Genomic DNA, 25,125 nt, shown 5'->3' with positions numbered 1-25,125 from the left:
GTTGATATGGGGATCACCTAGCTCAACACAAGCTTAAGATTGGCGCGTAGTTGCGCCATTTTGGTCTAATTGACAAACATGACTAAAACCTGTGTCATTTTGAATGTAATTGTCAGTTAACCATTGATTAATATCTTGCGCATTTTGCAAATTATCGCATACAGCAAACACTGTTGGGCCAGAACCTGAAATACCGAATGCCAATGCACCATTTTGCTCGGCATAAGCACGAGACTCATCAAACTTAGGTAATAGAGACTTGCGATAAGGCTCAGCTATAACATCACGCATCATAGCCGCAGCCAACTGTTCATCTTGTCGATACAAGGCATCGGTGAATACGGCTAATTGACGACCAAACTGAATTGCATCAGGCATAGACACGTGTTTTGGTAGAATTTCACGAGCAGCAGCGGTTGATACACTAATACCCGAATAACAAGACACCCAGTACCAATTTTTGAAAACAGGCAATTGTAATGCGATTTGCTCTTTGTATTCAGCCATCAAGGTTAATCCACCTAAAAAGCATGGCGCTACATTATCATAGTGAATACTTCCGCTGATTTGTCCTTCAAGCTCACCCATGACTAATAAAAGTTCGTTATCAGAAAATGGAGCCTTACCAAAATGTCCAGCATAAAACTGATTAAGGCCATGCAGTGCTGCCACTATCGAACTTGCACTAGAGCCCAAGCCACTGCCTATAGGCAAATGTTTGTACAAGGTCATACTTAACGCTGGTATGTCAGCTTTAGCATTGCCTTGTTGCTCTAACACTTTAACAAAATGCTGGTAACAACGAGTAACTATGTTGCTAGCTGGATCAGCTGGTAACTTGTCAGCAAAGCGACCTTTAACTTGCAAGCTAAATTGCTCTGCAATGCTAAGGTCGACTTCATCACCCAGTAAACTGCCATCAATTGGCTTTAACGCCGCGCCTAATAAATCAAAACCTAAACTTACATTACCAATTGAAGCTGGCGCGTAAGCTGTGATGACTTTATTTTGCATGTTTGATTCTTGTTTCATGTTTATGACTGTTTCCATGGCATGGTGCGCATCACATCGGCAAATACACCAGCAGCAGTTACTGCTGCTCCTGCACCATAACCGCGAATAACATAAGGAATGGGTTGATAATAATGACTGTGGATTGCTAAGGCATTTTCACCATCTTTAACCGGATACAAAGGGTGTTTATCATTCACCGCTTGAATATTGACCACACACTTCCCTTGGTTGATTGAGCCCACATAACGCAGTACTTTGCCTTCTTGTTTGGCAGCTTCAATTCTTTGGGCAACTAAGCTATCTAATTCAGGCAGCTTAGCCATAAATTCATCGATTGAACCAGAAGCGTCGAAAGAGCCTGGTAACACCGATTCTATTTGAATATCGTCTAATTCTAAGGTTAAACCTGCTTCACGGGCCATGATCAACAACTTTCTAGCGACATCCATACCACTTAAATCATCTCGAGGATCGGGTTCAGTAAAACCATTTTGTTTCGCTATGTTAGTGGCTTCAGATAAACTCAAACCTTCATCTAACTTACCGAATACAAAAGATAATGATCCAGACAGAATACCTTCAAACTTGGTTAATTCATCTCCGGCATAAAATAATTTTTGTAAATTTTCAATAACAGGTAAACCAGCACCCACTGTGGTTTCATACAAAAACTGACGGTTTGTGGTTTGTACTGTGTCACGTAACAACTGATAAAATTCAGTACTTGCCGTATTCGCCTTCTTGTTTGGCGTAACAACATGAAAACCGTTTTCCATCATATCAGGATATTGCTCAGCAATGACTGTGCTACTAGTACAATCAATCAATACTGGGTTGACTAAACTATTGGCATGAACAAAATCTTTTAAAGTTTCAACGCTCAATGTTTTATCGCTTTGTTGTAATGCCTGATCCCAGCCATTATTTAAATCAATACCATTTTGATCTAAAAGTAATTTTTTACTGTTAGCGATGCCGTATACGTTTAACTTGATATTACGTTCTAAGAGCGCAGCTTGTTGACGAGCCACTTGACCTAAAAACTCTTTACCTACTGTGCCACAACCCACCAAAAATGCATCGATTGAATGCAAACTAGAGAAGAAATTTTGATGCACAATTTTTACTGCTTTTTTAGCTTTATTAGCTTCAATTACAGTTGAAATCGAACGTTCTGAAGAACCTTGTGCGATAGCTACGTTATTTACTCTGGCTTGCGACAGTGAGCTAAAGAATTTAGCCGCTAAACCTTTAGAGTGACGCATACCGTCTCCTACTAAGGTCACTATGGCTAGGTCATGACGCACTTCAATAGGATCCAACAAATGATTGCTTAACTCTAATGCAAATGAATCTTCTAACAAGTCTTGGGCACGGCCGGCATCTTTACTATGGATACAGAAACTAATACTGTATTCTGAAGATGACTGGGTAATTAAGCTAATAGAGATATTGGCATTAGACATGACTTCAAATACACGACTTGCCATACCCACCATGCCTTTCATACCTGGCCCGGCAACATTAAACATGGTCATATCATCTAGGTGTGAAATACCTTTTACACTTGTCCATTTAGTGCTGGCTTCATTGCTAATTAAAGTGCCTGGCGCAGCTGGATTTAAAGTGTTGCGGATCAAACAAGGAATATGGTGCTGAGCAATGGGTCCGATAGTTTTAGGATGTAAAACTTTAGCCCCAAAGTAAGATAACTCCATGGCTTCTTGATAAGTTAACTTATCTAATAATACAGCACCTTCTACTTGATTAGGGTCAGCGTTATATACACCATCTACATCAGTCCATATCTCACAACATTCTGCGTCAATACAAGCAGCTAAAATCGCGGCAGAGTAGTCAGATCCATTTCGACCAAGGGTCACTTTTTCGCCTGCTTCGTTTACTGCCACAAAACCAGGCATGATTAACACTTGTTTACCAGAGCTATCTACATCTTCGAATCGGGCTTTACTGGCAGACACATCGCAAATACTGTCTAGGTACTCCCCCTCGGCAATGATGTGCCCGACAGGATCAATAATGCTGTTTTCCTGACCGACAGCATTTAATATCTCGCTGAAGATATTCACACTGACATATTCACCAATACTTAATATTTTAGCTACAACCTGCTCTGGTGCGCAGCGTAATAGCGCAAAACCTTCTAAATGTTGATTTAACTCGTTGAGGGTATTTTGGATAAACTCAGCTAAGTTAGCAGATTTAAAGTTAGGTAAATTGGTTTGTAAATCATCAAGAATTCCAAACAGTACCATATTTAATTTGGCAAACAATTCACCATAATCTTTACCTGAAGCGGCTTCGTCACACAATAAAGACAAGGCATTGGTTACGCCCTTTGGAGCAGATAATACAATCGCAGCACCTGACTCGGTATGACATGCCATAGTAATATCTTTTACTCTCAAGTAACGCTCTGCATCGGCGAGAGACGACCCACCAAATTTCAACACCTTCATTTTACTGCTCCTCAACTTCTTGTATTTCTAGTTATTTTCAAATCGTTTTTCATACAGCCAAATAACAAAAAAGCCCGCTTAGGTTGCGGGCTTTTAATGTGTTATGCGTATGCACTAGCCAGCGACCACCTTATCTAGGGTGGTAATAATCATGCCGGTGATGCGAATCGAATTCATTTTCATGAGGTGCAATTTGCCGCATAGTGCTAAAGATGTCAACTAACAAGTGCAGGTGTTTTGTTATTTGATATGCCAAATTCCCTACAGCAAGCAGCACAATAATAAATCGATGAAATCCTCAGTGAACTAGAGTCGTTCGACTTTCCAATAATTAAGCATTGCGCTTGTCACTATAGCTTTACCTATTAAATTAATAGCAACGAACAAAAAAGCGTAGTTAAGCGTAATGACGATTGTTTGTATAGAAGGCAGAGGAGAAAATTGTGTACTTATCAAAACAGCCCCTAGGTGTTTTAAGTATTGTTAACCGGTTTAGGTAATTTAGCAAAACTTACAAATAAGTAGGAAAAAAGCTATATTAGCGATAGGGTAACTTACTAGTCGTCTTTGTATTTAGGTTGATATGCTGCATTTAAATAAACTGTATAAAATCACATCTGACAACACCTTGTCTTTCGAACAAAAAATATCCCTATTATTAACATTTGGGGCTGAGTTTTTCGGTTTACAGTTGGGGATTATCAGTCAAATAAATGATGATTGTTACACCATCAAATATGCAATATCACCAGAAAACGCGCTTGAAGCAGGCACTACATTTAACGTTAACAGTACTTATTGTATTCACACCCTAAAAGCCAATGAACCCAAATCATTTCATCATGCAGGGAAAAGTGAAATTGCTCAACATCCTTGTTATTTAGATTTTGGCTTAGAAAGTTATATTGGCGCACCGTTAGAAGTAGAAGGCCAGAAGTACGGCACCTTAAATTTCTCTTCAGCTGAGCCTAAAGAAAAGCCATTTAGCCTAGAAGAGCATGAATTTATTGATTTATTGTCTCATTGGATAGGTAATGAAATCGCTAGAAACAAGCATATTTCTCAGCTAAGAAAACAAAAAAAGCGCCTAATCGACCAGCAAAATATTCTTAACGAAATTGGAAAGCTGGCGGGTGTCGGGGCTTGGGAAATGGATCTGGTTAATCAAAAATTACATTGGTCTGAATCCACGAGATTAATACATGACGTAGATGAGAATTATACTCCCCAATTAGACACGGCAATTAACTTTTACAAGCCGGGAGACAATAGGCTGAGGATCCAAGCAATCGTTGAGAAAGCTATGTTAGACGGAAGTGATTTCTCCGATGTGTTCGAAATAATCACTTATACCGGAAAATCTAAATGGGTAGCAGCGCAAGGACGAGCCGAACTTGAAGATGGGAAGTGCGTTAGATTATATGGCGCTTTCCAGGATATAACCGAACAAGTGTTTTATCGAGAACAACTTGAAAAAAGACACCAAGAACTGACTTCTGCCTTGGAAGCGAGGAGTACCTTTTTAGCCAATATGAGTCATGAAATTCGTACCCCAATTAATGGTGTGATTGGGTCGTTACAAGTTATGGATAAATCAGGGCTAAATGAAAAACAACAACACTTTATTAACCTAGCGCAAGATAGTGCCGATTCCTTACTTGCACAAATCAATGACGTACTAGATTTTGCTAAAATTGATTCCAACCAAGTGGAATTAGAAAATACACCTTTTGCAATTAATGAACTATTGAATAAATGTGTACAAGTTTATGCAATTGCAGCACAAAAAAAATCGATTCAACTCATCTCAAATTTTGCCAGCACTGAAAATATTACTGTCATTGCTGACCAAACAAGGATAAGGCAGATTTACACTAATTTAATCAGTAATGCGATCAAGTTTACCCTACACGGGAAAATAGAAATAATCAGCTCGATTAAACTGACAGAGAATAATAGAGCAATACTAAAATTAGACGTATCAGACAGCGGAATTGGCATGTCAGAACAACAAACACAAAAGTTGTTTTTGCCTTTTAGGCAAGCAGACATATCTACGACTCGAAAGTTTGGTGGCACTGGTTTAGGCCTATCTATCAGTCAAAGCCTAGCTAAATTAATGGGTGGTAAAGTAACGGTTCAAAGTCAAGAAGGTGAAGGCAGCATATTCTCGGTTGAGTTAGAGCTAGAAATACAACAAGGTAATATTAAGCAAAAAATCCACGCACCAACTGAAATTAGCAATAAAGATTTAAGCCAACTAAAAGTCTTAATTGTTGAAGATAACGACATCAACCAAATAGTAGTCAGTGAAATGTTAAACTTGCGCCGTATTTCTAATGATATAGCAGCTGATGGATTGGAAGCCTTAGCTCAAATCGAAAGTGAAGCCAAACTTGGGCGATATTACGATTTAATTTTAATGGATTGCCAAATGCCTAATATGGATGGTTATCAAACCACTGAAAATATCCGCAAACTCAACTCCCTAGCAGCGAATGTGCCAATCATAGCGCTCACCGCAAATTCGATGAAAGGTGACAAAGAAAAGTGTTTAGCCAGTGGCATGAATGACTATTTAACTAAACCACTGAAACAAGAAACTTTGTATTCTATGATCGAAAAGTATGCTTAATTGAGCTCACTATTTTTGATTAACCTAAGTTTTGAATAACCTATGTTTTGAATAAGAAGTGTCGGTTAAAATTAATTCTATAACTTACTCATACACGCCCAAATAGCTTACGGTATAGCGCACTCGGTGACGAAACTTTTCGTGTCTAACAAGGCGAATTGCCGTATATAAAAGATGACAATTGTTAGGTACTCCGACGCTACTAAGGCGAAAAAAGGACGTTATCTAGAGGTTGCCCTCGATAGAACTCAGGTCAAATAGACTTTATTCTGCGCCCAAAAACACTGTCAGTATTTTTTACAATTTAAGTGTATTTTTTCACTCTAAAACATTATTAGCATACCGGTAAATATACTTTCCCATAAAATTCAGTAACTAACTATAACCCTTTGAATTTCGGTTTATTTATTGCTTATTTCAATTAAAGCTAAATTGCTTTACACACGGATATAAAAATAAATATTAACGAAGGAAACATATGACTCTCCACTTAAGAAAAATTTACAGCCTACTTTTAACTTCTTTTCTCACTTTAACGCCTTTTACTCATAGCCTAGCTGGACTCATGAATACCAAGGGAGATATTTCCCCTGCAATTATTGCTGGTAATGAATTTGACGATAGCGGCGCACCTCTAGTGCCAGCAGGAGCCTTTACGGGCGTAGTCAGCATTCAAATAAACACAAATGAGGGTTTATTTATTTGTACAGGCTCAGCTATAAGCAAACGCCATATAATCACTGCAGCTCATTGTGTGGAAGACTCCACAACGACTGGTAAAGTTATTGATATTAATGATCCTAATTTTAATGTCACAACAGTTTTTACAGATGGCGGTTTTTTAAATGCGGTAAGAGGCTCACAAGCGGTAGATATTCATCCTGATTACCAAGGCTTTGCGCAATGTGGAATTGACGACGTGAGTGGGTTCTTTGGCGCCTGTCTAAATGATGATATAGCTGTCATCACTTTAGATGATGATATTCCAAATGGTGTAGAGATTTACGATTTTTACCGTGGTGATATGCCGATTAATAATGGCACTCTACTAACCATGGTGGGTCATGGCACTACTGGCAATGGTTATGATGGAGCCACTCCAAATTCAGCTGATTTTTTCAACAAACGGTTTGGCTTCAACCTAACTGAATTTTTTGATTGTGATGATGGTACCTCTACAGTTGCAAGTGGAGGGTATTCTAACTCAATAGCCTGCGAACTTTTTCATGGCAATGAGGCTGAAGTATGGTACGCCGATTTTGATGGATATGATGCGTTTTTAGCTGGGTTAGGCATACCCGGTCAAGATGGTTTTATCGATACTTTCTGTTCAGATTACAATGTGGGGTGTGGAAATGGTTTGGGAGATAATTTTAGCGGGTTGTTCGAAGCTGCAATCGGCGGTGGTGACTCAGGTGGCCCTTCATTTATTTATGACGCACTGAGCAGTACATTTGTATTAGCAGCCAATAATACTTTTGGAACAAGTGGCAGAGGGCCATTTGGAGTTGACGGCGCATTTGGCGAGATATTTGGTGGCAATTTATACGCCCCTTACCTAGAGTGGATAGATAACAATTATCTTAATGTTTCAGCACCTACAAGTGTAGGTTTATTGTTACTCAGTATATTTTTTATTGCTGCCCAACGCCGCTTAGTCAAATATTAATTGGTAAATACACAATCAGCTAGTGTGCTGATTGTGTATTAACACCTTATTCTTCAGTAATATACATATCTTTATAATAATCAGCTGAATAACATTGCTGTTGACCGTTTGTCACTTTTTTACAAGCAACAACTGGAGGTTTTTCTGGTGTAGGTATTACATTCTCAGGCTCGACTAATTCTTCATTTTTAGTCTCATCAATTTGTTCCATAACCTTTTTGACAATCTTAACGTCTTGTTCAAGCCCCAATTCAGTAAACAGTAAATCGCCTAATGCTGTTTTATTGTTTGCTCTACAATTAGCTCGACTACTACTATTTTTGCAAGTATCGTCTTCAATCGCACTAATCAAAGCCATATCTGTGGCAAACCCTAATACAGTGCAGCCGTTAAAAACAACAAAACAAATGCTCAAAATACTTAATTTAATTAATTTCATTTATGCCCCTCACCATCAGGTAACTATATTAACCTAATCAATATATGGGTAAAGGATCTTTTTGTATTAACTTGTCAGTTTTAGTTTAAACACTTTGATGTACCATTAGATTTAGATCTGTATGCATACTCACCAAATTACATTAGGTTCCAAAGTGACAATCCAACAACTAGAATCTTTACTCAATATAAATTTGCCATCTAAAGAACAAACAATACTGCTTGATGATACCCAAATCACAGTGAAACGGGACGACTCGATACACTCGATTATTTCAGGTAACAAATGGCGAAAAGTTAAGTTTCAACTTTTAGATGCGCTAGAAAATAACACTAAGCATATCATCAGTTTTGGTGGTGGTTTTTCTAATCATTTACATGCCTTAGGTTATTATTGTCGACAACTCAATATTAAACTTACCGCTATTGTTCGTGGCGATTATTCGCAAAACCTTAGCCCTATGTTGCAAGACTTAATCGCTTGGAAAAGTGATATTCGTTATGTCAATAAACTAACTTATCAGGCACGAACCGATAGTTATTTAAACACATTGCAAACTGAGTTCCCCCAAGCGTTAATTATCCCTGAAGGTGGCTCTAGCCATTTTGCTTTGCAAGGTGTAGGCGAACTAATTAGCGAGCTTAGCCAAGAATATGATTATATTATTGCTCCTGTGGCTAGTGGCGGCACACTGGCTGGGCTAATACAAGAGGTGAGTAAACAATCACTTAAAACCAAGGTGCTGGGGATAGGAGTACTTAAAGGTCAAGGGTATCTCGAAGACTTAGTTAATGACTTACTGCCCAAGGAGCACGCCAGTTCAAATTGGCAAATTATGCATGACTTTCATTTTGGTGGTTACGCTAAAAAGAATGCGGAACTTATTCAATACTGTGACAAATTTTATCAACAACACAAAATTGAAATAGAACCGATTTACAGTGGCAAGTTATTTTATGCAATAGAGCTCCTAATACAAAATACCTACTTTCCAAAAAGCAGCCGGATCTTAGCCTTGCACACAGGGGGCTTACAAGGAACAAGATAAAAGCAGTCAATCTCAAGTATAACCTTTGGACTAAAAAGAGTATTTGCTTTAAATTGTTTCCTAAATTGTGCTCAAATTTATGGACTATCAAGGACGGATTCAAATGACCTGTTTAATAAAAAACTTATTGCAACTAACGCTTTTAGCATTACTTGTTAGTGGTTGCTCAAATGCCCCATCTCAAAAAAATTCAACTGGCTTTTCCCTACCAAATGGTTTGTATGGCCACGCTGTTGTTAACAACAGCGATAAAATATTTGTGTTAGCAGGTAGTCAAAAAGGCGGGCTGTCAAGAGACATTCACATTATTAACCCGCAAACTAAAAAAGTGACAACATTAGAAAATAAGCTGTTACCTAGGCGATATCACTCAGCGGTTTGGGATGGTAAAAACTCTATTTACATTTTGGGTGGTGTGACAATTTGGGATCGTTACAGCAAGCTACAACCATTAATTGAGGTCTATGACATCCCCTCTAAACAAGTAAAAATAATTGGCGAAATGCCAGTTCCCAGACGTTTCGGCAGTGCCGTATATTTTGATGGAAAAATTATTGTCTGTGGAGGAAGTATATTCCCACGTATACCTGGAGAAAAGTTAATTCCTACCAATACTGTGGCCATTTTTGATATTGCATTAAAACAATGGAAAAAAGCAGCTAGTTTGCCCTTTGCTGAAGACACTAGAACAGTAATAATTAAAAACCATATATACGCCATTGGTGGCTACAACAATACCAGCTCTTCTGACCATTTTTCTCAATATGATATATCAAACGACCAGTGGACAAGTCTAGCTGCAATTCCACAAAATATAAGTGCTCATTCCGCTGTAGCAGTTAACGATAAAATTTATACTTTTGGAGATTACAGAGATTTAAAAGCTAGCTACGTGTATGACTTAAGTACAAGAAAATGGAAGCAGTCATCATTTAAACTTAATGCATCACGACATAATGCAGCTACTGAGCTCAATAATGTAATTTATGTGATTGGAGGCACGACAAGTCCAAGTGGGCCATTCTTAGACTCAATCCAGCAGTTTTCTTTACTAAAGTGATTTTAATCAAATGGTATAAGGCTTTTCAGAGGCCTCTCCTCTTGAATGGATTGCAACCTTAGCCGGATTTTTATGTGTATACCTACTAATACAACGCAGCATTTGGTGTTTTGCCTTTGGCCTAGTACAAGTCAGTATTTATAGCTGGACCTTTTTACGCTGTAAAACTCTATTCTGATATGGTTTAGCACATCTTTTATACTGGTTTTCAAATTTATGGTTGGTGGATTTGACATGGCTCACAAAATCCTTCAGGACACATACATGTGCAGTCGGGATCAGTTAAAAAATACGCAATTTGGTTATTGGTAATTGTTCTAGTTACTTTAGTGTAACACTTTTATGGCAAACCAAACTGATACAGATTTTGCGTATCCAGATGCATTTACCACTTGCGCCAGTATTGTGGCTCAATGGTTGTAGTCTCATAAAAACTTATTAAATTGGAGCTTTTGGATAGTTGTAGACCTAGTGGCTATTTTTATCTACTGACAAAAAGGTTTATATCCCACATCAGTCTTACATTTTTGTTTTTTAATCATGGCTTTTATCGGTCAATGGCAGTGGTATCAAAGCTTCAAAAAGACAAAAGTACCGCAGACATATAGTATTTTTATGGACTAAACTATACAGGAAAAATACAAAAATTTGAATCGAGCGCTCATATTGCTCAAAACATTCAATTGTTTTTCCCTATTTATATTATTCTATGGTGACTTTTACCACACTAAGTTATGGAGATTTCATCCCAGTTGGTACATCCCGAGCAATCGCCGCAATTGAAGCCTTTATTGGCAGTTTTACTATTGCCTTATTTATAGGGCTATTTGTAAAAAAATGACGAGATGAAGTTTATTGATTTATCTTATTTTCAGTTGAAAAAAATACTGATAGCATGCAGCAGTTTAATTTCATCCGAATTCCCCACTCATAGAAGGAAATCCTATGTCTCGTGTTTTAATTATTGGTGCTGGCGGTGTAGCTGCTGTAACCATAAAAAAATGTGCTCGCTTACCTGAGCTTTTTGAGGAAATTTATCTTGCCAGTCGTACGGTATCCAAATGTGAAGCCTTACAACAAGAAGTAGGTCTAGACCGAGTTAAGGGCACGTTTGCGGTAGATGCCGATCACGCAAGTGAAGTAGTGAAAGTGATTAATCAAGTTAACCCTGACTTAGTGATTAACTTGGCATTACCATACCAAGACTTAGCTATCATGGACGCTTGTTTAGAAACCGGCGTTGATTACCTAGACACAGCCAACTACGAACCCAAAGATGTGGCTAAATTTGAATATTCTTGGCAGTGGGCTTATCAAGATAAATTCGAAAAAGCCGGTTTAATGGCATTATTAGGCAGTGGTTTTGATCCCGGTGTAACCAATGTTTATACCGCTTATGCGGCTAAACATTATTTTGATGAAATTCATTACCTAGACATAGTAGATTGTAACGGTGGAGACCACGGCCAAGCATTTGCAACCAACTTTAACCCTGAAATCAATATTCGTGAAATCACCCAAAGAGGGCGTTTTTTCGAAAATGGTGAATGGAAAGAAACTGAACCATTAAGTGTGCGAGAAGATTTAGATTATCAAAATATTGGTGTACGGGCTTCTTACCTGATGTATCACGAGGAATTAGAGTCAATCGTTAAACACTTCCCAACTATTAAACGAGCGCGTTTTTGGATGACTTTTGGTGATGCTTATCTAACTCACTTAAAAGTGCTAGAAGGTATAGGTATGACTAGCATCGAGCCAATTAACTTCCAAGGACAACAAATTGTACCTTTAGAGTTTTTAAAAGCAGTGTTGCCTGATCCAGGCTCCTTAGCCGACGGCTACACGGGTAAAACTTGTATTGGTACCTACATTACTGGTGTAAAAGATGGCAAAGAAAAAACCATCTTTATCTACAACAATTGTGATCATGCAATGTGCCATGAAGAAGTAGGCGCACAAGCTGTTTCATACACCACAGGTGTACCTGCCATGATAGGTGCGAGCTTGATGTTAGATGGTACTTGGAAAAAACCTGGTGTATGGAATATGGAGCAGTTCGATCCTGATCCATTCATGGATATGCTTAATAAACATGGCCTTCCTTGGCATGTAGTTGAATGTGACGAGAGTCCTTTTAAGAGATAACCACAAGCCAAGTTAGAAGCAAAGAAATTGAACCACAGAGGACACAAAGAGCACAGAGCAATAAAAATTTTGATTTTAACCATCTGCTCCTCTGTGTAGTGCAGCGCTCTGTGTCCTCTGTGGTTAATCTGCTTTTAGCTTTTATTCATCTACCTTAATTAGATTAGATCAACTATGACAAACCCTATGCTAAATCCTGAGATCCCTTCACCTTGTTATGTATGTGAAGAGGCTAAACTTGAAGCCAATCTGCAGCTTATGAAACGAGTGCAGGATGAAAGCGGAGTGGAGATCATTTTGGCCTTAAAAGGCTTTTCTATGTGGTCAACCTTTGACTTAGTGAGCAAGTACTTACAAGGTTCCACTGCCAGTGCCGTATGGGAAGCTCGTTTAGGAAAAGAAACCATTGGCAAACAGGTGCATGCTTTTTCACCAGCCTACAAACCCAATGACATAGACCAACTGGTAGATTTAGTTGACCATATATCCTTTAATAGTTTAGGCCAGTGGCAGCGTTACAAAGAGCAAATTTTAAACTCAAAGGTATCACCGGGTATTCGCCTAAATGTGGAACACAGAGAAGCTGAAACAGAATTATACGACCCAAGCGCACCGGGTTCGCGGTTTGGTATTTTAGCCAAAGACTTAGTCAATGCCGATTTAACGGGTATTGAAGGTTTTCATATTCACAACCTTTGTGAATGTGACTCCTATGCCACAGAGCGCACCATACTCGCCGCAGAACAGAAATTCAGTCAGTATTTTGGTCAATTAAAATGGATCAACTTTGGTGGTGGCCATTTAATGACTAAACAGGGTTACGATGTAGAGCATCTGATCCGCACGTTAAAAGACTTCAAAACTCGTTACCCACACCTAAACGTTATTTTGGAGCCGGGCTCAGCTGTCGCTTGGCAAACTGGTCCATTAATTTGTGAAGTGATTGACATTGTTGAAAACCGAGACAAAATTGCCATAGTTGATATGTCTGCAACCGCGCATATGCCAGATGTATTAGAAATGCCTTATCGTCCAGATGTGCGAGGTGCAGGTAAACCAGGCGAAAAAGCTTTTACCTACCGATTTGGCGGAAATTCATGCTTAACCGGTGATGCAATAGATCTGTATAGTTTTGATCACGAATTACAAATCGGCGAACGTATTATTTTTGAAGATATGATCCATTACACTATGGTCAAAACTACCTTTTTTAATGGCGTAGAACACCCTTCTATTGGAATTTTACGTAAAGACGGTAGCTTTGAATTAGTGCGTAAATTTAACTACGAAGATTTTAAAAATAAGTTATCTTAATCACTTAGAAGGTTCATTTTTAGTAGTTCTAACAAAAGCAGCAAGATCTTCTCCCAAACTAAGTCTAGGAACTTCGACAATTCGACCCAGTTCTTTTTCCCCATCTAACAAAATAATGGTTGGGGTAAACTCCAAGTTATACTTATGATGCATGCCTGCTGGGTCTTGTTTACTATAATTTAGAGCTCTTAAGGTTAAAGAACTTAGCTCTATTTCAGCCTCATCTAATAGTTTTAACAACCTTGGGATTTCCCGCTCACTGTCGTGACACCAAGTGCCAAACAACACAACTAAAGACTTACCAGTAAGGTGTTTAGCCAATGACAATTCTCTTTGACTAGGCTGGTATGATTGATAACTTTGTTTAAATACTGGGTAATCAATAAATAATTCTTGTATGGATATTTGCCCAACCGCTGGTTCAATTTTATTTTCTTCAGTCGAGGTGCATCCAGCAGAAAATATTACAAAAAAGCAACACAAGATTCTGTACATAATTTAATTCCTTTTTAAAATTTAGTTCATATATCTGAGAATTTTCGAATCAGAGTAAACCAATGGGCCATTATCATACTAAAGGTTAATTGCTGCATAATTTACTTTCACGCATAATTTTTGATCTATTCAGCAATTAACGCACTATTACCAATATCCTTAATTTAAAATGTCCGCAATTATATTCTCGGAATTTTGAAAAACTTGACTTGAGTAAAAAACATTCAGTTTATTAAATTTGATTATATGGGAATACCTATAATAATCATTGTATTAACTTAGAAAAAGGGCAGTGTAATGAAATACCCCTGGTTAGATAGCGCAAATAAAATATTCCGAATTGTAATCATCGTTCAATGGCTTATCTCGCTTCTGATTGCTTTTATAACCTCAAGTTGGTTAGAGCCATTTTTAATCGGAATACCAATACTCGCTCTGCCAATCATCCTCAGCTTTACCCATAGTAGCCAGCCAATCTCTCGATATGCCTATGCCATCGCAGTGCAATTATTTGCGGCATTACATATACAGCAAGCATATGGGATGACTGAGTTACACTTTGAAATCTTTGTAATGCTAGCTTTCTTATCTTACTTTAGAGATTGGAAAGTCATCGCAATCAGTACGACTACTGTCGCTTTACACCATATTCTATTCTACATAATTCAGTTTAATGGTGGTGCAATATTTATTTTTGAAGAAGGTAGAGTTAGCTTTTATATTCTAGTCATACATGCCCTATTTGCCCTCGGAGAAGGTATTTTGTTAGGTTTTATGGCTAAACATAGCTTTGTACAAGCTAATTCGGCTTTAATATTAAGTAACGCAGTATCTGAGATAATGCGCACCAAAGGCAGTTTAGATTTAAAAATTGAGTTACCAGACAGTGTAGGCACAGAAGAATTTAAATCTCTAATTAGCGCTTTTAAAGCCTTGATTATTGAAGCCAACAGTCTAAGTAAGCGAGTTTCAAGCGCAGCAGAAACGGTCAGCCAATCATCAGAAATATTGGAACAATCAGTAAGCTCAAGCTCCGAGCAAGTGACTTCAATTGCATCTTCAATCCCAGAAATTAGTGATAACATTCACAATGTTGCAGAATTATCAGAAGAATCTAACAAATACGCAGAAACGGCTAAAAACAGCACTCTTGATACAAAGAAAACCATCACCAGTTCGAGCGAAAACATTACTAGATTGCGGGAAACACTCAGTGATGCATCTGTTGTTATCCAAAACTTAAGTACCAGATGTAATAATATTTCTGAAGTCATGCAATCCATCAAATCAGTTGCGGAACAAACTAACTTATTAGCACTGAATGCGGCAATTGAATCTGCCAGGGCTGGAGAGCATGGTCGAGGGTTCGCCGTAGTCGCTGATGAAGTGCGAAACTTAGCTATTAAGTCAAAAGAAAGCGCTGAAGAAATTGAACTAATCACAACTGAACTTATTACCAGCGCGGATGCTTCTGTCTCTCAAATGAATGAATGTGTTGAGCTAGTCGACAGCGCCGTAATATCCTCTGATTCTGCATTACTAAAAATGGATAGTGTAGTAGATAACTTTCAAGCGGTTTCTGAAAATATTACCAATGTCGCTACCTCAGCTAAAAAACAAGCAAACAATGTGGCATCAATTTCTGATTCAACCAAGTTACTTAGCGGTTTTTCTAAAAATGAACTGAGCAATGTAAGAAAAGTTAACTCTGAAGCAAACGAGCTTAGTGAGTTATGTAAAAAGTTAGAATTGCAGTTGAAACAATTTTCTGTATGACCTTAAGGTCAACTAACTTAATTTTATTTATATGGCTGGGCGTATGTTTGGCCATAATGCTATATATGTCTATGCAACAACTCGTGGAGTATGATCCTAACTTAAAGTTATCCAGTGCGATTAGCGATGTCACTTTTGAGAAGCAATTATTAACTATCATCAAACAGTCTCAGCCGCTGTCAGCTAAGTCCGCAATACATTTTACCTCTGAAGGTTGTTTTTGCCAATTTGTAGCTGGTAATCATATCCAAAATCTATCCAAGCAACTTGCTGAACAAGGATTTGAAAATCTGTACATAGATGTAAACAAACATCCTCAGCTAAAAGCAATCATTCCGTCCACACCTTCTATTGCCATTATTGGTAGTCAAAATGAACTTATTTATCTTGGCCCATATGCTGAAGGATATGGCTGTATTACCGGCACAAGTTTGGTTGATAAGGTAGTAGAAAAAGTCCTTACTAACAGTGTAGAACATGCTGTTTTGGTAACCGAAGCTAAAGGGTGCTACTGTGACTCCTAGAGTCTATTAAATAAACTGTAATTACGTCTAATGGTATTACTCATCCACTTGATGTAATTGCTGCATACATAAGATCAGATCCGCTAAATACTTTTTCGCTTCAGCTATTTTTTCTTGCTCTATTCTATCTTCTACTCGCTTAGCTAAATTACTTAATACCTGAAAGCCATAACTACCTGCTGAACCTTTTAAATTATGCATCATTCGGCTAATTTCAGACCAGTCTTCTTGTTGAAGGGCCTGTTGAATTAAGGATAACTTATCAGCGAAACTATTCCGGTAATTTTCGATTAATTGGTCGAATTCTGAAGAGTTTGTTACTGCACCTTGCTCGAATTCAGCTTCATTAACATCTTCTTCAACTTCATCAACTACTTCTTCACGCTGAGCAGCGTGGCCTAAGTAACTATCCAATAAATGATAAAAACTTTGAGTATGAATGGGCTTGGCAAAATGCTGTTTGACGCCCGCAGCTAACATAGTATTTTTACTTTTAGTATCAACGTTGGCTGTCAACATTACGATAGGTGCACTGAGCCCTTGTTCTAGTAATAATTTCGTCGTTTGTATCCCGTCCATTTCAGGCATTTGCATATCCATTAAGACCAAATCAAATTGATGATTTTGTACTAACTCAATTGCCTGTTTACCACTTTCGGCCAAACTCAATTTAGCCCCAGTCTTATTGACTAGATAAGCCACCAGCTGGCGGTTATCTTCATTGTCATCCACACACAATATATGAGCATCTAAGTCAGGAACTTCTACCTTAGTTGGTATATTTTGTTTAAGTAGATTTTGCGCTTCAGCCTCAGAAGTCATCATTTTTTGGTTATTTGCCTGCACCCAAGGCATATACACGGCAAACTGGCTACCCTGGCCTTTTTGGCTAGTTACCTTTATATGCCCACCCAATATTTCTGTTAGTTGTTTACTAATATACAGACCTAATCCTGTTCCCCCGTATTTGCGACTGCTGGATTGATTACCTTGTGAAAAAGCCGTGAACAAACGCATTTGCTGTTCATCCGTCATACCAGGCCCAGTATCAGATACTACAAATATAAATCGCTTTCTAAAGGTGTCTAAATGTACTTGTAAGTCTACCTGTCCTTGTTCAGTAAATTTAATTGCGTTGTTGCACAAGTTTAACAAAATTTGTTTTAAACGCGTTGCGTCGGTATTGAACTCATAAGGTAAAGGATAATGCAGCTGCAAATTAAATTTAAGATTTTTTTCAAGAGCAAAACCATCCATATGAGAGCGCACTTCATCGACTAACGCAACTATGCTTACGTCAGTTTTATTTAATTGAATTTTACCTGCTTCAATTTTTGATAAATCCAGCACGTCGTTAACCAAGTTCAATAAATATTGACCACCATTATGAATGGCTGCCGTGGCCTTAATTTTGTCATCTTTGCTAACTGTAACGTCACTCAATAATTCGGAATATCCAATAATTGAATTTAGCGGGGTACGAATTTCATGACTGACATTGGCCAAAAAACGGCTTTTTGCTTCAGTCGCATTTGCCGCAAGTTGTTGTTCTTTCTGCGCTATGTCTACTTGATATTTTATTGCATTGATTTGCCTAATTTCTTCTGCTTGGGCTTTAATCTTCTGTTCTCGTTCCATTACCGCAAGTTGCATATTGTTAAATTCACTGGCTAATTCACCTAGTTCACTTCTTTCAGACACTTTAATATGTTCGGTATAACTGCCACTGGCGACTAATTTTGCAGCGGTGAGTAAGCGACTAACCGGTCGGCTAATGCTGCGAGCGATTAAGAATGACCCAAGCAAAGCCAATAAAATCCCAACAATAAAAAATGGCACGAGTTCTAACATAAATAAATTGCGACTTTTTAACCAAGCACTCATAGAGTCTTGTAATAAGATCACAAATTGCTGTTGATTATTAGTAAACAAGTCAAAAGGCATCATCACAGAATCATTAGCTTGAGTAATATACATATCAACTGATTCTTTATTTTTCAGATAAGTAGAAGCAAGATTTTCTATTTCTTGAGCAAGCGCAGACGGGTTATTAATAGTAGATAAAACTAGGTTATGACTATTTTGGCGAGTGATAATTAAATTGATATCTAGAGAAATCAGTAGTTTGATACGTTGGAAAAATTGCTTATTTAATTTTTTGCCCATTAACAACCAACCAATTGTAGCCGGTGCGTTAATCGGCTCTGCAGAAACAATATAAGGTTCATCAGCAACCATAGCAATCCAAGCTCGCTCCTGTTGTTTATTATCTAAAACATTTGCTAGTGAACGAACAATCTCCATGTCTTCACCACCAAATTGGGCAATCAACATAAACTTTTTGTCCAGCGCTATGGCGATATCAGCATTGATCCGTTTACCATGATTGGATAGCACACTTTTAATCGATTGAGTATCTTCGCCTTGGCCTATGGCACTGCGCAATGCCCAATCTTTAGCTATGGTTTCTACACTTGAATCTAAGTGTTGTTTAGCAATCACTATTTCGTTCATAAACACGTTTTTACCTACATTCAAACGTGCCACAAACTCTCGTTCAGCCTGATTATATGCCGCTTGATAAATACTCAATAAAGTTAATACAAATACCAAACTAAAAAGACTTACCACTAGCAGAAATATCTTTCTAAATAGAGGCGTCCAAATTACGGCTTGTTTATCTTTCATATGTTTAATGTTGAAAAATTGAAATGCTGATTAATATCAATACAAACACAAAAACCAAGACTTGTGATCACTTTTTTGTCACATTTAAGCGTTTTTATAGGAAATACCCCTGAACGGGGTAAAGAATAGTGGAGTTGGCCATAAGCCGGGTTCTGTCGTGGGTAATCATTCATCTAGGCCAGCAATCGCTCACTGGCTCAAGCAACACACCCGATCTCAACGTGGGCCACGCCATAAGAGATCCTATTTGGTCTTGCTCCGGGTGGAGTTTACCTTGCCGTATACTGTTACCAGCAACGCGGTGCGCTCTTACCACACCCTTTCACCCTTACCGATTTACTACAAGTAATAAAAAGGCGGTCTTCTCTCTGCTGCACTTGTCGTCGGTTTACACCGCCCAGGCGTTACCTGGCACCCTGCCCTGTGGAGCCCGGACTTTCCTCCCTCTAGAAATTCACAAGTGAAAACTAAACGGCGATTACCAGGCCAACTCCGAGGCGGATTCTACCCACCTTAAGCAAGGGATACAATTTAAAAATCTTTTGAAATTTGAAAATCTAGTTCCAAAGAATACTTCTTAAGTAGTTTAATACGTTGCGCATCAATATTATCTAATGCATGTTGAAATAAGGTAATGACAGGATCAGGCGTATCTTTGCTAAACGCATAATAATTTTTAACTTCATTAACCTGATATACCATTTTAAAATCATCTAATTCGAGATTATTGGATTCTATCAAATTTTTGATACTGGCTTGAGAAATAATAATCAGATCTAATCGGCCATTCTCTAACATTAATATCGACTGTTTTAAGTTAGTTAATGGCGCAATATTGTTTTTAGGAAAACCAACTTCTAATAGAGCCACTTCTGAAATGTCGTTTCGAATAGCTGCAATAGGAAATTCATAGGCGTCTTCAATAGAGCGAATTGGGTGTTTAAAATCTGCCCTAGCTAATAGGATATGTCTAGCCGTATAGATTGGCCCCACCCATTTGAATAGATGTTCCCGTTCTTTTGCTCTGGCCATAGTAAATAGAACACTATGTTTTTGACTTTGAGTAATTCGGTATCCTCTAGCCCAAGGTACCAGCTGAATTGTTTGTTCAGGAATATCTAGCTCTTGCCAAATTAATTTAATGAGTTCCACAGACATACCCGTTAGCTCATTATTTTCTATATAGTTTGAGGGAGGGTAATGTTCAGTGTAATAACTAAAATCAGTTAGGGAAATATCTTGCTTTGCATGCAAAACACCAAAAAAGCAACTCGATAACAAGCTGCCCAAAAAGAGTAAATATTTATTTCGCTCCCAAACGACTCTAAGAATCATTAATCCACCTCCAAAACTACAACTACCTCAGTTTGGCATAAAAACTAAATACTGACTCTTTTATAGGGGCGATATTCGGCAGTCCAAAAATTTTGCTCTATTCGTTGTTGTAATACTTCGTCTGAAACTTCCAGTGCTAAACCTTGTTGCATAGCTACTTTTCCAACATCAAAGGCTATTTTTTTGCTCAAATTAGCAATTTCACCCAGTGAAGGTAATAAAGCACCTTCGCCATTATTTGCCAAAGGTGATACTTCAGCTAAGGCGGCACTGGTGGCCATTAACATTTCATCACTGATTAACTTAGCTTTAGCAGCCAACACACCTAAACCAATACCAGGGAAAATATAACTATTATTACACTGCGCGATTGGAAAGGTTTTACCTTTGTATTCCACAGGTTTAAAAGGGCTACCTGTAGCGATTATTACTTCTCCGTCACACCATTCAATCACTTGTTCTGGTCTTGCTTCAACTTGGCGTGATGGATTACTAAGGGGGAAAATAATCGGCAATTCACAATGCTGTTTCATATTGCGAATAACCTCTTCAGTAAACAAGCCTGCTTGTCCAGAAACACCAATAAGAATATCTGGTTTAGCGTTATTTACTAAATCCAATAATGAGGCAAACTCCCCATCAAAAGACCAGTCTTTGAGTGATTCATTAGACTGTACTAACTTTTGTTGAAAATCACGAAGTCCAGTAGATTTTTCTGATAGAAGCCCCAAACGATCGACCATAAACACTTGTTTACGGGCTTGTTCATCGGAAATACCTTCGCTGCACATTTGCAAAATAATTTGTTCCGCAATACCACATCCCGCAGATCCAGCGCCAACAAAGGCCACTTTTTGCTCAGATAATTTACAACCTTTACTTTTACAAGCCGCTAATAGCGTACCAACAGCCACCGCTGCAGTGCCTTGAATATCATCGTTAAAACAACATATTTGATTGCGGTAACGTTCCAATAAAGGCATGGCATTCGGCTGCGCAAAGTCTTCAAACTGCAACATCAAATCAGGCCAGCGACGATAAACAGCTTGAATAAACATATCCACAAATTCGTCATATTCGGCTTGGCCAATACGTTTGTGCCTAGCGCCCATGTACATAGGATCGGCTAATAGTTTTTCGTTATTGGTGCCCACATCTAACATCACAGGCAAGGTATAAGCTGGGCTTATCCCACCACATGCTGTGTACAGAGATAATTTACCAATAGGGATCCCCATACCACCAATACCTTGGTCTCCTAGGCCTAAAATTCGCTCCCCATCAGTTACCACTATTACTTTCACTTTACGTTTGGTGGCATTCCTGATGATGTCGTCCATTTGATGTCGTTCAGAATACGAAATAAACAACCCGCGAGAACTGCGATAAATATCAGAAAATTGTTCACAAGCATCCCCTACCGTTGGGGTATAAATGATGGGCATCATTTCATTAATGTGTGAGTTAATTAATCGATAAAATAAGGTCTCGTTATTGTCTTGAATGGCGCGTAAATATATGTGTTTATTAATCGGTTCATCAAAGCTTGAATACTGCATGTAGGCACGTTCTACTTGTTCTTCGATTGACTCGTACCTAGGAGGGATAAGACCTGTCAAGTTAAACGCGACTCGCTCTTGCGCACTAAAAGCACTGCCTTTATTGAGTAAAGGAGTCTCTAGTAAAGAAGGCCCTGAATGGGGAATATATAACGCGCTTTTCGCAGTACTTTTCGTCGCACTTTTGCTCATCGTAATACTTATCCTGTTACTAATATCAATTGTCTAACTCGCACCAGAAAGCGTTAAAATATATCTTCTAGCTGTTGGCTATTTAACTCGCCTTTTTCGCTGGATTCAATCATTTCTGCATCGCTTGCATACACTATAGGTTGCGTGCCATCTATAAAGTATTCAAACATAGAAGTGTTATCAGTTCTATCAGTTAATTTACCTGAACTTTTATCAATCCGCACTTTAACTACGTTAGTTGGCATGGGCAAAAGATGTTCAGGCTTACCAGCCAAAGCTTTTTGCATAAATCTTATCCAAGCTGGTTGCGCAGCTAAAGCTCCTGCTTCGCTGCCAATCAAAGCGTTACCTATATAATTGAATCTCTTCGGATTTTTATTAACAAGGTTTTGATTTGGTGTGGTTCGGCCTAAGCGGCGATTATTATCATCAAAACCTACCCACGCAGTAGCGACTAAATCAGGGGTATACCCACTAAACCAAGTATCACGGACATCATTAGTGGTACCTGTTTTACCCGCTACATCATCTCGTTTAAGTAACAATGCGGTACGCCAACCCGTACCTCGATTGTCCCAATGGCCATTAATTTGCACTGCTGAACGCATCATTTCAGCCACTAAAAAAGCATTTTCGGCACTGATCACCCTTGGTGCTTGGGGAATATCTTTTATAGGAGCAGTCTCGGAGTTTTGAGTGGCAAACTCGGCCGCTAAAAGTGCTTCAATATCGTCAGGATTAATCGCTTGAGGTTTTTCTACTTCGGCAATACATGGGTCACAAGCTTGAGGAGGGTTAGATACCCAAATTGGTTTACCGTACTCATCTTCTATTCTTTGAATAAAGTGTGGTTCAATCAAAAAACCACCATTGGCTATAACTGCCATAGCCGTAGCTACTTCAAGTGGTGTGTGTGAACCTGAACCTAAAGAAAGGGTTTCATCTCTTGGAATTTCGTCTTTGTCAAAACCGAATCTAGGTAAATACTCCACTACATTTTCTAAGCCTACGGCCCGCAATAATCTAACAGATACTACGTTTTTAGACTTACTTAACGCCACCCTCATTCTAATTGGCCCATCATATTCAGCAGGAGAGTTTTCTGGTCGCCAAGCATTACCTGAACCAGCTTGCCACTGGGTAATAGGCGCATCATTAATCACACTGGCTAGGGTATAACCATTATCTAAAGCCGCTGAATAAATAAAGGGTTTTATATTTGAGCCCACTTGTCTTTTGGCTTGTGTTGCTCGATTAAACTGACTTTGATAAAAACTATATCCTCCAATCACCGCCTGAACAGCGCCGTTTTGCGGGTTAAGAGCCACAAACGCACTAGTAGCTTGAGGAAATTGAGCCAATTGCCAATGATCGTCTTCTGGACGTTTGCGAATTAAAATAAGCGCCCCTGCTTGTAAAATATCTGCCGCGACTTTGGGTGCCGCACCTTGTTTAGCATCATTAATAAAAGGCCTAGCCCAATCTAACCCATCCCAATCAATTACACTGTATTTACCTTGTTGGTTAAAAATCACAATGTCTTTTTCATTCACTTTTACCACTATGGCGGGCTCTAGAGGTTTAAAGGTTTGATGATTTTCGAGTATGTTTAACATCTCTTGTTCAGACAAGGGGAGAGCATCATGATCCCCATCTGCACCCCAAACTAACTTTTCTGGCCCGTGGTAGCCATGTCGTTCATCATAGTCATGTAAATTTCGACGCACAGCGTCTTGTGCAGCTTGTTGCATGTCTGAGCTTACAGTAGCAACGACTTTATAACCTCCCGTTTCAGCTTCCTCTTTACCGTACAATTCAATCATTTCGTTATAGATAATGTCAGCTAAATAAGGGGCATCTAACTCAATTTCAGCACCATATTTTGCTGCTGTAACTGGTGATTCTGCTGCTTCGTCAAATTGTTGCTGGCTAATATAGCCTTCGTCTAACATACGTAATAATACAATTCGTCTTCGAGCAATAGATCGATCTGGACGGCTAATAGGATTTAATACCGAAGGAGCTTGAGGCAAACCAGCAATAGTGGCTATTTGTGCCAGCGTAAGATCGTTAATATCCTTACCGTAGTAAACCTGAGCTGCGGCACCAAAACCAAATGCCCTATGACCCAATTCAACTTTATTTAAGTACAACTCTAAAATTTCTTGCTTTGTAAGTAATTGTTCCATGTGCCAAGCAATAATGATCTCTCGAATTTTACGAATAAATTTCTTTTCACGGGTAAGGAAAAAACCTCGAGCTAACTGCATTGTTAACGTACTACCACCTTGAGCTTTTTCACCAGTAGTAACTAAACTAATAAAAGCCCGCATCATGCCGATAGGATCTATACCAGGATGATCGTAGAATCGACTGTCTTCTGTGGCTATCACTGCATGCTCTAACATGTCAGGAATTTGCTCTAAAGTTAGGGGGATCCGTCTTTTTACGCCATACTGAGAAATAAGTTTGCCATCTTGAGAATAGATGCGCATAGGTGTCTGTAGTCGAACATCTTTAAGAATGTCGACACTAGGTAGGTCAGATTTGATATAAAAATATGTACCTAATATTGCAGCTACACTTAAAATAAACACGACTAAAGCGGTGATTAACGCGGGTTTAAGATACTTCACAAATGATTAATACCAAGGCAAATTTAAATAAATGATCTACATTTTATACCTATGTACGCTTATTAGAACCATTAAAAGCAAAAAATTAGTTAATAATAGCCCAGTGAATTTAA

At 38.5% G+C, this 25,125-nt stretch carries 17 protein-coding genes, 1 other RNA gene and 1 pseudogene; 10 read left to right on the top strand and 9 right to left on the bottom strand.

All coding sequences use genetic code 11. From position 1 onward, the window contains the following. Positions 1-33 precede the first annotated feature (33 nt). Both thrB and thrA read right to left on the bottom strand, forming a co-directional pair. Positions 34-1,032, bottom strand: coding sequence for a homoserine kinase (gene thrB, locus L0668_RS06000; protein WP_235311170.1), 999 nt, complete (start codon positions 1,030-1,032; stop codon positions 34-36). Between the two features lie 2 nt (positions 1,033-1,034). After that, positions 1,035-3,494 (bottom strand): bifunctional aspartate kinase/homoserine dehydrogenase I, encoded by a 2,460-nt coding sequence (gene thrA / locus L0668_RS05995; RefSeq protein WP_235311169.1) that lies wholly within the window; start codon positions 3,492-3,494, stop codon positions 1,035-1,037. Positions 3,495-4,077: 583 nt separating this feature from the next. On the opposite strand from thrA, the gene L0668_RS05990 reads away from it, so the two are divergent. Then, positions 4,078-6,129 carry a GAF domain-containing hybrid sensor histidine kinase/response regulator gene (locus L0668_RS05990; RefSeq protein ID WP_235311168.1) on the top strand — a complete coding sequence of 684 codons (2,052 nt, stop codon included), beginning with the start codon at positions 4,078-4,080 and terminating at the stop codon, positions 6,127-6,129. A 565-nt stretch (positions 6,130-6,694) separates the two neighbouring features. Continuing rightward, a complete protein-coding gene (locus L0668_RS05985) occupies positions 6,695-7,798 on the top strand; it encodes a trypsin-like serine protease (protein WP_235311167.1) in 1,104 nt (367 codons plus the stop codon). 46 nt (positions 7,799-7,844) lie between these two features. On the opposite strand, the gene L0668_RS05980 is transcribed toward L0668_RS05985, so the two are convergent. Next, a complete protein-coding gene (locus L0668_RS05980) occupies positions 7,845-8,237 on the bottom strand; it encodes a hypothetical protein (protein ID WP_235311166.1) in 393 nt (130 codons plus the stop codon). A gap of 154 nt (positions 8,238-8,391) precedes the next feature. On the opposite strand from L0668_RS05980, the gene L0668_RS05975 reads away from it, so the two are divergent. The 6 genes and pseudogenes from L0668_RS05975 to nspC all read left to right on the top strand — a co-directional run bounded on the left by L0668_RS05975 (position 8,392) and on the right by nspC (position 13,807). Next, complete coding sequence (locus tag L0668_RS05975; RefSeq protein ID WP_235311165.1) at positions 8,392-9,285, top strand: 1-aminocyclopropane-1-carboxylate deaminase/D-cysteine desulfhydrase; 894 nt, start codon at positions 8,392-8,394, stop codon at positions 9,283-9,285. A 103-nt stretch (positions 9,286-9,388) separates the two neighbouring features. Continuing rightward, positions 9,389-10,345 carry a Kelch repeat-containing protein gene (locus L0668_RS05970; protein WP_235311164.1) on the top strand — a complete coding sequence of 319 codons (957 nt, stop codon included), beginning with the start codon at positions 9,389-9,391 and terminating at the stop codon, positions 10,343-10,345. Between the two features lie 49 nt (positions 10,346-10,394). Beyond that, a pseudogene (pnuC, locus tag L0668_RS20985) lies at positions 10,395-10,969 on the top strand (nicotinamide riboside transporter PnuC). Between the two features lie 85 nt (positions 10,970-11,054). Then, positions 11,055-11,186, top strand: a complete 132-nt coding sequence (locus L0668_RS05960; protein WP_370659884.1) for an ion channel — start codon at positions 11,055-11,057, stop codon at positions 11,184-11,186. Positions 11,187-11,290: 104 nt separating this feature from the next. Further along, on the top strand, positions 11,291-12,493 hold the full coding sequence (locus tag L0668_RS05955; protein WP_235311163.1) for a saccharopine dehydrogenase family protein: 1,203 nt from the start codon (positions 11,291-11,293) through the stop codon (positions 12,491-12,493). Positions 12,494-12,667: 174 nt separating this feature from the next. After that, positions 12,668-13,807, top strand: a complete 1,140-nt coding sequence (nspC, locus tag L0668_RS05950) for a carboxynorspermidine decarboxylase (protein ID WP_235311162.1) — start codon at positions 12,668-12,670, stop codon at positions 13,805-13,807. On the opposite strand, the gene L0668_RS05945 is transcribed toward nspC, so the two are convergent. After that, entirely contained in the window at positions 13,808-14,302 is a 495-nt protein-coding gene (locus L0668_RS05945; RefSeq protein WP_235311161.1) for a TlpA family protein disulfide reductase, read from the bottom strand. It lies immediately after the preceding gene. Between the two features lie 297 nt (positions 14,303-14,599). Here L0668_RS05945 and L0668_RS05940 point away from each other — a divergent pair, with 297 nt between their 5' ends. Together L0668_RS05940 and L0668_RS05935 are read left to right on the top strand one after the other, a co-directional pair. Then, positions 14,600-16,078 carry a methyl-accepting chemotaxis protein gene (locus L0668_RS05940; RefSeq protein WP_235311160.1) on the top strand — a complete coding sequence of 493 codons (1,479 nt, stop codon included), beginning with the start codon at positions 14,600-14,602 and terminating at the stop codon, positions 16,076-16,078. A gap of 56 nt (positions 16,079-16,134) precedes the next feature. Beyond that, positions 16,135-16,602 (top strand): DUF6436 domain-containing protein, encoded by a 468-nt coding sequence (locus L0668_RS05935; protein ID WP_235311228.1) that lies wholly within the window; start codon positions 16,135-16,137, stop codon positions 16,600-16,602. 36 nt (positions 16,603-16,638) lie between these two features. Here L0668_RS05935 and L0668_RS05930 read toward each other — a convergent pair whose 3' ends face one another. The 5 genes from L0668_RS05930 to L0668_RS05910 all read right to left on the bottom strand — a co-directional run bounded on the left by L0668_RS05930 (position 16,639) and on the right by L0668_RS05910 (position 25,012). Then, the gene (locus L0668_RS05930; RefSeq protein WP_235311159.1) at positions 16,639-19,290 is read right to left on the bottom strand and encodes an ATP-binding protein; all 2,652 of its coding nucleotides are present in this window, start codon (positions 19,288-19,290) and stop codon (positions 16,639-16,641) included. A 126-nt stretch (positions 19,291-19,416) separates the two neighbouring features. Beyond that, an RNA gene (gene rnpB / locus L0668_RS05925) (RNase P RNA component class A) lies at positions 19,417-19,784 on the bottom strand. A gap of 37 nt (positions 19,785-19,821) precedes the next feature. Beyond that, the gene (locus L0668_RS05920) at positions 19,822-20,625 is read right to left on the bottom strand and encodes a substrate-binding periplasmic protein (protein ID WP_235311158.1); all 804 of its coding nucleotides are present in this window, start codon (positions 20,623-20,625) and stop codon (positions 19,822-19,824) included. A 44-nt stretch (positions 20,626-20,669) separates the two neighbouring features. Continuing rightward, positions 20,670-22,376, bottom strand: coding sequence for an NAD-dependent malic enzyme (locus L0668_RS05915; RefSeq protein ID WP_235311157.1), 1,707 nt, complete (start codon positions 22,374-22,376; stop codon positions 20,670-20,672). A gap of 53 nt (positions 22,377-22,429) precedes the next feature. Next, the gene (locus L0668_RS05910) at positions 22,430-25,012 is read right to left on the bottom strand and encodes a penicillin-binding protein 1A (RefSeq protein ID WP_235311156.1); all 2,583 of its coding nucleotides are present in this window, start codon (positions 25,010-25,012) and stop codon (positions 22,430-22,432) included. Positions 25,013-25,125 lie beyond the last annotated feature (113 nt).

It is taken from the genome of Paraglaciecola algarum, assembly GCF_021532655.1.
Taxonomy (GTDB): Bacteria; Pseudomonadota; Gammaproteobacteria; order Enterobacterales; family Alteromonadaceae; genus Paraglaciecola; species Paraglaciecola algarum.
Note: the sequence above shows the minus strand (reverse complement) of the source record. Positions and strands in the feature narration are given on the sequence as shown.